General features: G+C 71.5%; 10 protein-coding genes. 6 read left to right on the forward strand and 4 right to left on the reverse strand.

The features are described from left to right. Positions 1-89: 89 nt before the first annotated feature. Positions 90-1583, reverse strand: a complete 1494-nt coding sequence (locus OG878_RS13485; RefSeq protein ID WP_328887024.1) for a sensor histidine kinase — start codon at positions 1581-1583, stop codon at positions 90-92. Further along, the gene (locus OG878_RS13490; RefSeq protein WP_328887025.1) at positions 1580-2239 is read right to left on the reverse strand and encodes a response regulator transcription factor; all 660 of its coding nucleotides are present in this window, start codon (positions 2237-2239) and stop codon (positions 1580-1582) included. The genes OG878_RS13485 and OG878_RS13490 overlap by 4 nt, the downstream gene beginning before the upstream one ends. Before the next feature lie 122 nt (positions 2240-2361). On the opposite strand from OG878_RS13490, the gene OG878_RS13495 reads away from it, so the two are divergent. Continuing rightward, positions 2362-3189 carry a PepSY domain-containing protein gene (locus tag OG878_RS13495; protein WP_328887026.1) on the forward strand — a complete coding sequence of 276 codons (828 nt, stop codon included), beginning with the start codon at positions 2362-2364 and terminating at the stop codon, positions 3187-3189. Between the two features lie 161 nt (positions 3190-3350). Here OG878_RS13495 and meaB read toward each other — a convergent pair whose 3' ends face one another. Together meaB and OG878_RS13505 are read right to left on the reverse strand one after the other, a co-directional pair. Then, positions 3351-4310 carry a methylmalonyl Co-A mutase-associated GTPase MeaB gene (meaB, locus tag OG878_RS13500; RefSeq protein WP_328887027.1) on the reverse strand — a complete coding sequence of 320 codons (960 nt, stop codon included), beginning with the start codon at positions 4308-4310 and terminating at the stop codon, positions 3351-3353. A gap of 42 nt (positions 4311-4352) precedes the next feature. Further along, positions 4353-5558: an acetyl-CoA C-acetyltransferase gene (locus tag OG878_RS13505; protein WP_328887028.1), complete on the reverse strand. Its 1206-nt coding sequence runs from the start codon at positions 5556-5558 to the stop codon at positions 4353-4355. Between the two features lie 135 nt (positions 5559-5693). Between OG878_RS13505 and mce the strand changes: the two genes are divergently transcribed. The 5 genes from mce to OG878_RS13530 all read left to right on the forward strand — a co-directional run bounded on the left by mce (position 5694) and on the right by OG878_RS13530 (position 13107). Continuing rightward, the gene (gene mce, locus OG878_RS13510; RefSeq protein ID WP_277328405.1) at positions 5694-6122 is read left to right on the forward strand and encodes a methylmalonyl-CoA epimerase; all 429 of its coding nucleotides are present in this window, start codon (positions 5694-5696) and stop codon (positions 6120-6122) included. Between the two features lie 165 nt (positions 6123-6287). Further along, entirely contained in the window at positions 6288-10115 is a 3828-nt protein-coding gene (gene scy, locus OG878_RS13515; protein ID WP_328887029.1) for a polarized growth protein Scy, read from the forward strand. Positions 10116-10301: 186 nt separating this feature from the next. Further along, entirely contained in the window at positions 10302-11240 is a 939-nt protein-coding gene (locus OG878_RS13520) for a cellulose-binding protein (RefSeq protein ID WP_328887030.1), read from the forward strand. 86 nt (positions 11241-11326) lie between these two features. After that, positions 11327-12322: an ABC transporter ATP-binding protein gene (locus OG878_RS13525; protein WP_328887031.1), complete on the forward strand. Its 996-nt coding sequence runs from the start codon at positions 11327-11329 to the stop codon at positions 12320-12322. A 5-nt stretch (positions 12323-12327) separates the two neighbouring features. After that, entirely contained in the window at positions 12328-13107 is a 780-nt protein-coding gene (locus OG878_RS13530; RefSeq protein ID WP_328887032.1) for an ABC transporter permease subunit, read from the forward strand. Positions 13108-13116 lie beyond the last annotated feature (9 nt).

The following is a 13116-nucleotide window of genomic DNA, read 5'->3' on the forward strand; positions in this document are numbered from 1 at the left end:
GTTACGGTCTGCGGGTGCGCAGGCGCACAGCCGCCCCGCTCCGTACTCGATCGCCTGGCGGCTCGATCCCGCCCGGCGTGCTTGCGGCCTCACGCACGTGCCGCGAGGCCCATCGGCAGGCGCAGCTCGAAGCTGGCACCGCCTTCGCGTGCCCGGGTCAGGGTCAGGGTGCCCCGGTGCCTGTGGGCCACGTCTCTGGCGATGGCCAGCCCCAGGCCCGCGCCGCCCTCGTCGCGGCTGCGGGCGTCGTCCAGGCGTACGAACCGCTCGAAGATCCGCTCACGTTCGGGCTCCGGGACTCCCGGCCCGTCGTCGCTGACCGCGACAACCACCCAGTCGGGTTCCGTACGCAAGGAGACGGTGACGGAACTCTCCGCGTGACGCTCCGCGTTGTCCAGCAGATTGCCGACGACTCGCGCCAACTGACCGCGTGAACCCATGACTTCGAGAGGCGCCGCGGGCATCACATGCACCGCCACCGGTATCCGGTCGCCGGTGCGCTGCGAGACCTCCTCGTGGACCAACGCGCCCACGTCGAGCCGGGTGCTCCCGGGCCGCTCCCCCGCGTCCAGCCGAGCCAGCAGCAGCAGGTCCGCGGCCAGCGCCTGGAGCCGTACGGTGTCCGTGACCGCGCCCGGCACGTCCAGCAGATCGGGATGGGCCGCGCCCACCTCCAACTGGGTGCGCAGCGAGGCGATCGGGCTGCGCAGCTCGTGCGAGGCGTCCGCGACGAAGCGCCGCTGACGCCCGACCGAGGCCTCCAGCGCGGTCAGGGTCTCATTGGTGGTACGGGCCAGCCGGGCGATCTCGTCGCGCGAACCGGGCTCCGGCACCCGCCGGGAGAGGTCCTGGGATGCCGTGATCGCGGCCAGCTCCGCCCGGATGCCCTCCACCGGACGCAGCGCGCGCCTCGTCACCAGCAAGGTCACAGCGGCGACGATCAGCAGCATGACGGGCAGCCCGGCCAGCATCGCGCCGCGCACACTGCCCACCGCTTTCTGTTCGGTGGCGAGCGGGGCGCCCGCATGGACGGTCAGCGTCACACCGGCGCCGGTGGTCGCGGACACGGCGGCGAAGCGGTAGTCGGCCGTGTCGCCACCGACGGTGGCGGTGCCGTTGGTGAAGTCCGGGTCGTCGGTGGAGACTTCGCCGCGGGCGGGGGTGTTCCCGTTCGCGTGGTCGTCGTCGCCGCGGTTCTCGCCGCCGTGGCGGTCGCCGCCGCCGTCGTCGTCGCCACCGTCGTCGGTGGCCGTGCTCGTCGGCGCGACGGACGCATGAGGGGTGACCCGGTCCGTACGCGTGCCGGTGATCGCCTTCAGGCCCTTGGACACGGCCACCAGCCGCCCGTCCTCGTCTGTCACCTGGACCGGATGCTCCGCCACGTCGGGCAGGTCCAGTTGGCCGTACGGCACATCGAGGGCCAGCCGGCCGGCGACCTCGCGGGCCGCCACCTCCGCCTGCAGGCCCGCCTGGTCGGTGAGGTTGGCACGCAGGACGAGGAGTACGGCGAGCCCGGCGCCGATCAGCGCGACCGCGACCACCACCGTTGCGCCGAGCGCGGCCCTGGCCCGTACCGATCTCACTGCGCCTCCAGCCGGTAGCCCGCGCCGCGCACCGTGCGGATGGCGGCCGGGGAGAGCTTGCGCCGCAGCGCACTCACGTACACCTCGACGATGTTCGGGTCCCCGTCGTACGCGAAGTCCCAGACGTGCTCCAGGATGTCCGCCTTGCTGACCACCTGTCCCGCCCGCAGGGCCAGTTGTTCCAGCACGGCGAACTCCTTGGCCGTGAGGGCGACTTCGTCCTCGCCGAGGTGGACACGGCGGGCGGCGGTGTCCATCCGCAGTGCGCCGACGGTGAGCACCGGCGAGGCGGACCCGCCCCGGCGCCGCAGCAGTGCCCGGATCCGGGCGACCAGCACCACGTACGAGAACGGCTTGGTCAGATAGTCGTCGGCGCCGGTGTCCAGCCCCTCCGCCTCGTCGTACTCCCCGTCCTTCGCCGTCAGCATCAGGATCGGCACCTCATGGCCGGCGGCGCGCAGTGCGGCGCAGACCCGGTAGCCGTTCATCCCCGGCAGCATGATGTCGAGGACGACGAGGTCGTACACGCCCTCGCCGGCCCGGTGCAGCCCTTCGAGGCCGTCGTGCACGACGTCCACGGCGAAGCCCTCGGCGGTGAGTCCCCCGGCCAGGGACATCGCCAGCCGCTTCTCGTCCTCCACGATCAACAGGCGCATACGCACAGAGTGGCAAAAGGAACCTGAAGACGTCTTCAGGTCGCTTCAGGCTGCATTCAGCATCACCTCGGCAGAGTGGCTGACATCGCACGACAGGCCAACTCATCGGGGAGGAAACCCTCATGAAGCGCAGGATCGCCATCGCCGCCGTCACCGCGGCCGTACTCGTCGGCGGCGGGACCGTCACGGCCGTCGCCTTCGCGGACGGCAACGGCCGGAGCAGCCACGAGATCAGCCACGGGAACAGTCGTGGGAGCAGTCACGGCGAGGTCCGCAGCAGCAGCGTGGCGGAGGTCGGCGTCAAGGACGCCGTTGCCGCGGCGGTGAAGGCCGTACCCGGCACCGTCACCGAGGCCGGTCTGGACGACAGGAACGGCGGGCGCGTCTGGCACCTCGATGTGTACGGCTCCGACCGCGTCCGGCACGACGTGACGGTCGACGCGGACACCGCGAAGGTGCTCGGCAGGCACACCTCCGACGACCGCGGCCGGCGTACGCCCCCGTCGGCCCCCGTCACGCTCTCCGCGGCTGTGGACGCCGCGCTGCGCTCGACGCCGGGCACGGTCACCTCGATCGAGCTCGACGACACCGACCGCAACGGTCGTGCGGTGCGCTGGGAGGTCGACGTCAGGGACGCGAACGGCATGCACCACGAACTGAACGTGGACGCGAGGACCGCCCGGGTCACCGCGGACGGCCCGGGCGACGGCCGGAAGGGGGACGACAGCCGTAACGGGACCGCTCCACAGGGGGACGACAGGAGCCGAGACGACAGGAACGCGGACGACCGGCGCCACGACTCCCGCGACGACGACCGGCAAGCGGACGACCGGAACAGCAACAGCCCGCACGCCGACGACCGGCAAGCGGACGACCGGAACGACGACAGCTCACACACCGACGACCGGCACGGGGACGACCGGCACCACGACTCCCACGACGACGACTGATCAGCGCGTGCACCGACAGCACCGGCCGCCGGCGACGGTCACGGACACCGGGTCGCCCTTCGCGATCGGCCCGGGCCCGGTCCTCACCGGTGGCCGGCCGGGAGCAGCGCCCATGGTGTGCGGGACGCGGCCCGCACGCCGCTCCCGCCCCGCCCCTGGGATCACGCTCCGCCGGTGATCCCCGCCACGAGTTCGTCCGCCGCGGCGTACGGATCCAGACGGCCCGCCACGATGCGTTCGGCAAGGGCGTCCAGGCGGCGGTCGCCGTGCAGGTCGCCGATGCGTTCGCGGAGTCTCGTGACGGCGATCGTCTCGACCTCGCCCGCCGCACGCGCCGTGCGGCGCTCGGTCAGGACGCCGTGCTCCTCCATCCATGCCCGGTGCTTCTCCAGAGCCTCGACGACCTCGTCGATGCCCTCGCCCCGGGCGGCGACCGTCTTCACGATCGGCGGCCGCCAGTCGCCGGGCCCTCGGGACTCCCCCAGGCCCAGCATGTGATTGAGCTCACGCGCGGTGGCGTCCGCACCGTCCCGGTCGGCCTTGTTGACGACGTACACATCGCCGATCTCCAGGATTCCGGCCTTCGCCGCCTGGATGCCGTCACCCATGCCCGGGGCCAGCAGGACGACGGAGGTGTCGGCCTGGGAGGCGATCTCCACCTCCGACTGGCCGACGCCGACGGTCTCCACCAGGATCACGTCGCAGCCCGCCGCGTCGAGCACCCGGATGGCCTGCGGAGCCGACCAGGCCAGGCCGCCCAGATGCCCGCGGGTGGCCATGGACCGGATGTAGACCCCGGGGTCGGAGGCGTGCTCCGACATCCGGACCCGGTCCCCGAGGAGCGCGCCCCCGGAGAACGGCGACGACGGGTCGACGGCCAGCACGCCGACGCGCTTGCCGGCCCGCCGGTACGCAGAGACGAGCGCCGACGTCGAGGTCGACTTGCCGACACCGGGCGAGCCGGTCAGGCCGACGACGTACGCGTTCCCGGCCAGCGGCGCGAGGGCCGCCATCACCTCGCGCAGTTGCGGCGACGCCCCCTCCACCAGCGAGATGAGCCGGGCCACGGCCCGCGGCCGGCCCTCACGGGCCTGCTCGACCAGGGTGGGGACGTCCACCATTACCGCTCCGTTCGGTTTCGCTCTGCAGTTGCGTACGTACGACTACTTCTTGCCCGGAACGCGGATGATCAGCGCGTCGCCCTGGCCGCCACCACCGCAGAGTGCCGCCGCACCCGTGCCGCCGCCGCGCCGCTTCAGCTCCAGCGCCAGGTGCAGCACCACACGGGCGCCGGACATCCCGATCGGGTGGCCGAGCGCGATCGCGCCGCCGTTGACGTTCACCTTTTCCGGGGAGACGCCGAGGTCCTTCATGGACTGGACCGCGACAGCCGCGAACGCCTCGTTGATCTCGATGAGGTCGAGGTCCTCGACGGCGAGGCCGCCCTTCTTCAGCGCGTGCTTGATCGCGTTGGACGGCTGCGACTGCAGCGAGTTGTCCGGACCCGCGACATTGCCGTGCGCGCCGATCTCGGCGAGCCACTCCAGGCCCAGCTCCTCGGCCTTGGCCTTGCTCATCACGACGACCGCCGCGGCGCCGTCGGAGATCTGCGAGGAGGTGCCCGCGGTGATCGTGCCGTCCCTGGTGAAGGCCGGGCGCAGCCTGCCGAGGGACTCCGCGGTCGTCTCGGGGCGGATGCCCTCGTCCTTGACGAAGAGGACCGGCTCGCCCTTGCGCTGCGGGATCTCCACCGGGGTGATCTCGGCGTCGAAGAGACCGTTCTTCTGGGCGGCGGCGGCGCGCTGGTGGGACAGGGCGCCGATCTCGTCCTGGTCCGCGCGGCTCAGGCCGAGGCGGGTGTTGTGCTTCTCGGTGGACTCGCCCATCGGGATGTTCTCGTAGGCGTCGGTGAGACCGTCGTACGCCATCGAGTCGAGCATCTCGATCGCACCGTACTTGTAGCCCTCGCGGGACTTCGGGAGCAGGTGCGGGGCGTTGGTCATGGACTCCTGGCCGCCGGCGACGACGACGTCGAACTCACCGGCGCGGATCAGCTGGTCGGCCAGCGCGATCGCGTCGAGCCCGGACAGGCACACCTTGTTGACGGTGAGCGCGGGAACGTTCATCGGGATGCCGGCCTTGACGGCGGCCTGGCGTGCCGGGATCTGCCCCGCCCCGGCCTGGAGCACCTGCCCCATGATCACGTACTCGACCTGGTCGCCGCCGATGCCGGCCCGGTCCAGCGCGGCCTTGATGGCGAAGCCGCCCAGCTCGGCAGCGGAGAAGCTCTTCAGGGAGCCGAGAAGACGCCCCATGGGCGTACGGGCGCCCGCGACGATCACTGAGGTGGTACCGGTCGTTCCAGACATGAGGCACGGCCCCTTGGATTAGATGTGAACGAGGGTTTACTTGAATGTACTGAGCGGTACCCCGCCCGTCATCCGGCAGCGAGTGTGATCGCGCGCACGTTGCGTAACCATCGGGGTAGCGCTCCACTGGTGTCCATGCTGACGCGAATCGACCACATCGGGATTGCCTGTTTCGACCTCGACCGCACGGTCGAGTTCTACCGCTCGACCTACGGCTTCGAAGTGTTCCACTCCGAGGTGAACGAGGAGCAGGGCGTCCGGGAGGCCATGCTCAAGATCAACGAGACCTCGGACGGCGGTGCCTCGTACCTCCAGCTGCTCGAACCCACCCGTGAGGACTCGGCCGTCGGTAAATGGCTGGCCAAGAACGGCGAGGGGGTCCACCACATCGCGTTCGGCACCGCGGACGTCGACGCGGACGCCGCGGACATCCGGTCCAAGGGCGTCAGGGTGCTCTACGACGAGCCCAGGACCGGGTCGATGGGGTCCAGGATCACCTTCCTGCACCCCAAGGACTGCCACGGTGTGCTGACCGAACTGGTCACGTCCCGGGCGGAGCACTGACCTCCGGATACCTGGGCCGGTAGAGTGGGCGGTTCCGGGCCGGGGCCGGGTCGGGGCCGCGCCGCGTCCCCAGCCGTTGATCTGTCACCATTCCCCGGGGGACCGTTCGCCGGCGAACGGTACTCGTTTGGAGAGTTGCGACCAGGGGACGGATGGGACCGCGCAGTGCGGGGCTACGAACGCCAGGAGAGCCACCGAGCTGACGACGACCACCTCTCGCGGTTCGAAGCCGAGATGGATCGGCTGAAGACCGACCGGGAGAAGGCCGTCCAGCACGCCGAGGACCTCGGTTACCAGGTCGAGGTCTTGCGCGCCAAGCTGCACGAGGCTCGGCGCAATCTCGCGACCCGTCCCGCGTACGACAGCGCGGACATCGGCTATCAGGCCGAGCAGCTGCTCCGCAATGCCCAGATCCAGGCCGACCAGCTGCGCACCGACGCCGAGCGCGAGCTCCGTGACGCCCGGGCGCAGACGCAGCGGATCCTGCAGGAGCACGCCGAGCACCAGGCCCGGCTGCAGGCCGAGCTGCACAACGAGGCCGTGCAGCGGCGCCAGCAGCTCGACCAGGAGCTGGCGGAGCGCCGCCAGACCGTCGAGTCGCACGTCAACGAGAACGTCGCCTGGGCCGAGCAGCTGCGGGCCCGGACCGAGTCCCAGGCCCGCCGCCTGCTCGACGAGTCGCGGGCCGAGGCCGAGCAGTCCCTGGCGGCCGCCCGTGCCGAGACCGCCCGGCTCGCGGACGAGACCCGGCAGCGGCTCGGCTCCGAGGCGGAGTCCGCCCGCGCCGAGGCCGAGGCGCTTCTGCTGCGCGCCCGCAAGGACGCCGAGCGGCTGCTCAACGCCGCATCCAGCCAGGCCCAGGAGGCCACCAGCCACGCCGAGCAGCTGCGCTCGTCGACGACCGCGGAGACCGAGCAGACCCGGCAGCAGACCGCCGAGCTGAACCGGGCCGCCGAGCAGCGCATGCAGGAGGCCGAGACGCAGCTGCGCGAGGCCCGCCTGGAGGCCGAGAAGGTCCTCACCGAGGCGAAGGAGGCCGCGGTCAAGCGGCTGGCCGGCGCCGAGTCGCAGAACGAGCAGCGCACCCGTACGGCCAAGTCGGAGATCGCCCGGCTGGTCGGCGAGGCCACGAAGGACGCCGAGGCGCTGAAGGCGGAGGCCGAGCAGGCGCTCGCCGACGCCCGCGCCGAGGTGGACCGGATCACGTCCGAGGCAACGGAGAACGCCCGTACGGCGGCCGCCGAGGACACCGCGGCCCAGCTCGCCAAGGCGGCCAGGTCCGCCGAGGAGGTACTGACCAAGGCGTCCGAGGACGCGAGGTCCACCACCCGGGCGGCGAGCGAGGAGGCCGACCGGATCCGCCGTGAGGCGGAGGCCGAGGCGGACCGGCTGCGCGGCGAGGCGGCCGAGCAGGCCGACCAGCTCAAGGGCGCGGCCAAGGACGACACCAAGGAGTACCGGGCCAAGACGGTCGAGCTGCAGGAGGAGGCGCGCAGGCTGCGCGGCGAGGCCGAGCAGCTGCGCTCCGAGGCGGTCGCCGAAGGTGAGCGGATCCGGGGTGAGGCCCGCCGCGAGGCCGTCCAGCAGATCGAGGAGGGCGCCAAGACCGCCGAGGGGCTGCTGGCCAAGGCGAAGGCGGACGCGGAGGAGCTGCGGACCACCGCGGGCACCGAGAGCGAACGCGTCCGTGCCGAGGCGATCGAGCGTGCCGCGGGCCTGCGCAGGCAGGCCGAGGAAGCCCTGGAGCGTGCCCGGGCCGAGGCCGAGCAGCTGCGCACGGAGTCCGAGGAGCAGGCGGCCTCCACCACGGCCGCGGCCGAGCAGGCGGCGGCGGAGCTCCGTGCGGAGACCGAGCGTGCGGTCGAGGCCAGGCATGCCGAGGCGGCCGACGATCTGACCCGGCTGCACACCGAGGCCGAGACCCGGGTCACATCCGCCGAGCAGGCGCTCACGGATGCGCGCGCCGAGGCGGAGCGGATCCGGCGGGAGACGAACGACGAGTCCGAGCGGCTGCGCGCGGAGGCCGCCGAGCGGCTGCGCGCCCTGCAGGAGCAGGCGGAGACCGAGGCCGAGCGGCTGCGCGACGAGGCCGCGGCGGACGCGTCGCAGTCGCGTGCGGAGGGCGAGGCCGTCGCCGTACGGCTGCGCACCGAGGCGGCCACCGAGGCCGAGCGGCTCAGGACCGAGGCGCAGGAGAGTGCCGACCGGGTGAGGTCGGAGGCCGCGGCCGCCGCCGAGCGTGTCGGCACGGAGGCCGCCGAGGCACTGGCCGCCGCCCAGGAGGAGGCGAACCGGCGTCGCCGCGAGGCCGAGGAGACCCTCGACGCGGCGCGCACGGAGGCGACTCAGGAGCGTGAGCGGGCCCGCGAGCAGAGCGAGGAGCTTCTCGCCTCCGCCCGCAAGCGGGTCGAGGAGGCGCAGGCCGAGGCCCAGCGGCTGGTCTCCGAGGCGGATGCCCGGGCGACCGAGATGGTTTCCGCGGCCGAGCAGACGGCCCAGCAGGTACGGGACTCGGTCTCCGGGCTCCAGGAGCAGGCCGAGGCGGAGATCGCCGGGCTGCGCTCCACCGCCGAGCATGTCGCGGAGCGGACGAAGGCCGAGGCGCAGGAAGAGGCGGACCGGGTCCGCGCCGACGCGTATGCGGAGCGGGAGCGGGCGGGCGAGGACGCGGGCCGGATGCGCCGCGAGGCGCACGAGGAGTCCGAGGCCGCGAAGGCGATGGCCGAGCGGACCGTCAGCGACGCGATCACGGAGTCGGAGCGGCTGCGCGCGGACACCGCGGAGTACAGCCAGCGGATGCGCACCGAGGCGTCGGACGCGCTGGCCTCGGCCGAGCAGGACGCCGCGCGCAGCCGGGCGGAGGCCCGCGAGGACGCCAACCGGATGCGTTCGGAAGCCGCCGCCCAGGCCGACCGGCTGGTGGGCGAGGCGACGGCCGAGGACGAGCGGATCCGTACCGAGGCGGCGCAGCAGGCGGCCGAGGTCACCGCGGACGCCACGGCGCGGGCCGACCGGCTCGTCGGCGATGCGACCGACGAGGCGGAGCGGCTGCGCGCGGAGGCGGCGGCGACCGTCGGCTCGGCGCAGGAGCACGCGGCCCGTACCCGCGAGGAGTCGGAGCGGGTGCGCACCGACGCGGAGGCGGCGGCCGAGCAGATGCGCGCCGAGGCTCGCGAGGAGGCGGACCGGCTGCTCGACGAGGCCCGCGAGGCGGCGTCGAAGCGCCGCGCCGACGCGGCCGAGCAGGCCGATCAGCTGGTCAACAAGGCCCAGGAGGAGGCGTTGCGCGCCGCCACCGAGGCCGAGAAGCAGGCCGACACGATGGTGGGCGCGGCCCGCAAGGAGGCCGTGCGGATCACCTCGGAGGCGACCGTCGAGGGCAACTCCCTGGTGGAGCGGTCCCGCGCGGACGCGGACGAGCTGCTGGTGGGCGCGCGCCGCGACGCGACGGCCATCCGGGAGCGGGCCGAGGAGCTCCGTGCCCGCCTGGAGAGCGAGATCGAGGAGCTGCACGACCGGGCCCGCCGCGAGACCGCCGAGCAGATGAAGACGGCGGGCGAGCGGGTCGACAAGCTGATGAAGGCGGCGACGGAGCAGCGCGAGGAGGCCGCGGCAAAGGCCAAGGAGCTGCTGTCGGAGGCCAATTCCGAGGCGAGCAAGGTCCGGATCGCCGCGGTGAAGCGGGCCGAGTCGCTGCTGAAGGAGGCCGAGCAGAAGAAGGCCACCATGGTCCGCGAGGCCGAGAAGCTGCGGGCCGACGCCGAAGAGGAGGCGCAGCGGACGGTGGACGAGGGCCGTCGCGAGCTCGACGTGCTGGTGCGCCGGCGCGAGGACATCAACACGGAGATCTCCCGTGTCCAGGACGTGCTGGAGGCGTTGGAGTCCTTCGAGGCGCCGGGCGGCGGGAAGGGCGCGGGCGGCGGTGCCACCGGCGGCGTCAAGGCCGGGGCCTCGGCCGGCACTCGATCGAGTGGCAAGTCGTCCGAGGGGTAGTCGGCCGCCCGTGTCCCATGCCTTCGACAAGGACGTTCAGCCCTCCGGGTGGCAAGGGTTCCGGGGGTTAGCCACTCAAAAGGGGTGTCATTCTCCAGATCAAACGGGCATCCACTCGATGACACGCCGCTCAGGCCCCTAGGATTCCCCCTATCACCTCACCGGTCTTACTTCGACAGGAACCCCATGAGTGACCCTTCCTCCCCCTTCGGCTTCGAGCTCGTGCGGCGTGGTTACGACCGCGGTCAGGTGGATGACCGCATTACCAAGCTCGTCGCCGACCGTGATAGTGCTCTGACCCGCATCACGTCTTTGGAAAAGCGCATCGAGGAGCTCCACCTCGAAACGCAGAACGCCCAGGCCCAGGTGAACGACGCCGAGCCGTCGTACGCGGGTCTCGGTGCGCGCGTCGAGAAGATTCTCCGCCTCGCCGAGGAAGAGGCGAAGGACCTGCGCGAGGAGGCCCGTCGCGCCGCCGAGCAGCACCGCGAGCTCGCCGAGTCGGCCGCCCAGCAGGTACGCAACGACGCCGAGTCGTTCGCCTCCGAGCGCAAGGCGAAGGCCGAGGACGAGGGCGTACGCATCGTCGAGAAGGCCAAGGGTGAGGCCACCGGGCTGCGTACCGAGGCCCAGAAGGACGCCGCGCAGAAGCGCGAGGAGGCGGACGCCCTCTTCGAGGAGACCCGCGCCAAGGCCGCCCAGGCCGCCGCGGACTTCGAGACCAACCTGGCCAAGCGCCGCGACCAGTCGGAGCGCGACCTCGCGTCCCGTCAGGCCAAGGCCGAGAAGCGCCTCGCCGAGATCGAGCACCGCGCCGAGCAGCTCCGCCTGGAGGCCGAGAAGCTCCGTACGGACGCCGAGCGCCGGGCGCGTCAGACCGTGGAGACCGCGCAGCGTCAGGCCGAGGACATCGTCGCCGACGCGAACGCGAAGGCCGACCGGATCCGCAGCGAATCGGAGCGCGAGCTGGCGGCGCTCACCAACCGCCGCGACTCGATCAACGCGCAGCTGACCAACGTCCGCGAGATGCTGGCGACGCTGACCGGTGCCGCGGTGGCCGCCGCGGGTTCGCCGGTGGACGACGAGCCCGTCACCCGTGGGGTTCCGGCTCAGCAGACCCGTTGATCCCGCAGCAACTCGGCTTTACCCCTTGCGCGCCCGGTTCCGCCTTTGTGGTGGCGCCGGGCGCGCAGGCGTTCTAGCGTGTGCGCATGATCGAGCTTGATGGCCTCACCAAGCGTTTCGGCAGCAAGGTTGCGGTCGACCGGCTCTCGTGCCGGATCAGACCAGGAATGGTGACGGGCTTTCTGGGCCCGAACGGGGCGGGCAAGTCCACCACGATGCGGATGATGCTCGATCTCGACAATCCGACGAGCGGATCGGTGCGGATCGATGGCAAGCACTACCGCGAACTGTCCGAACCCCTGAAGCACATCGGTGCGCTGCTCGAAGCCAAGTCGATGCACGGCGGCCGCAGCGCCTACAACAATCTGCTCTGTCTCGCGCAGAGCAATCGCATCCCGGCGAGCCGCGTCGCCGAAGTCCTCGACACCGTCGGACTGAGCGCGGTGGCGAGGAAGAAGTCCAAGTCCTTCTCCCTCGGTATGGGCCAGCGGCTCGGAATCGCGGCCGCGCTGCTCGGCGATCCCGAGATTCTGATGTTCGACGAACCCGTCAATGGTCTGGACCCCGAGGGAATTCACTGGATCCGCAATCTGATGAAGACGCTCGCCGCGGAAGGCCGGACGATCTTCGTCTCCTCGCATCTGATGAGCGAAATGGCGCTCACCGCGGAACACTTGATCGTCATCGGCCAGGGCCGGCTGCTCGCCGACACGTCGATGGCGGACTTCATTCACCAGAACTCGCGCAGTTATGTACGGATGCGCTCACCGCAGCAGGAACGGCTGCGCGATGTGCTGCACGAGGAGGGCATCATCGCCGTCGAGTCGGGAAGCGGTGTGCTGGAGATCGACGGCGTCACCAGTGAGCGGCTCGGCGAACTGGCCGCGCAGCACCAGATCGTGCTGCATGAGCTGAGTTCCCAGCGGGCCTCGCTGGAGGAGGCATTCATGCAGATGACGGCGGACTCCGTGGAGTACCACGCCCATACGGATCACGCCGGGGGGCCGCCGCCCGGGGGCTCGCAGTGGGGCGAGCAGTGGAACCAGCAGCCCGGCACCCCCGGCCCCGGAAAGGGTGCGTGACGACGATGGCATCGGTACCCGCGGTCCTGAACTCCGAGTGGACCAAGATCCGTACGGTCTCCTCGACCACCTGGACCCTGATCTCCGCGTTCGCCGTCACCGTGGCGATGAGTGCGGCCCTGTGTGCACTGATGAACTCCCAGTTCGACGATCTCCCCGCGCCGGAGCGGGCCACCTTCGACCCGACCCTGCTCAGCTTCTCCGGCATGATCCTCGGTCAGCTGGCGATGGTCGTCTTCGGTGTCCTGGTGGTCGGCACGGAGTACAGCTCCGGCATGATCCGCACCTCGCTGGCCGCCGTACCGCAGCGCGGCTCGTTCCTCTTCGGCAAGATCCTGGTCGCCGGGGTCCTCGCCCTGGTGGTCGGCCTCGCCACCAGCTTCGTGACGTTCTTCCTCGGCCAGGCCCTCCTCGGCGACCACCGTACGGACATCGGCGCGGAGCACGTGCTGCGCGCGGTCGTCGGCGGCGGCCTCTACATGGGCCTGATCGCCGTCTTCTCCATGGGTGTGGCCACGATGCTGCGCAGCTCAATGCTGTCGCTCGGCATCCTGATGCCGTTCTTCTTCCTGGTCTCGCAGATTCTTTCGGCGGTCCCGGGCGCCAAGGACGTGGCCCGTTACTTCCCCGACCAGGCCGGCTCCAAGATCATGCAGGTGGTTCCGGAGGCCATGAACAGCGATCCGACCCCGTACGGCCCGTGGGGCGGGCTGGGCATCATGGCGGCGTGGGTGGTGGCCGCGCTGATCGGCGGCTATCTCGTACTGAAGAAGCGGGACGCGTGATCCGCCGGA

This window comes from Streptomyces sp. NBC_00316, assembly GCF_036158715.1.
Taxonomy (GTDB): domain Bacteria; phylum Actinomycetota; class Actinomycetes; order Streptomycetales; family Streptomycetaceae; genus Streptomyces.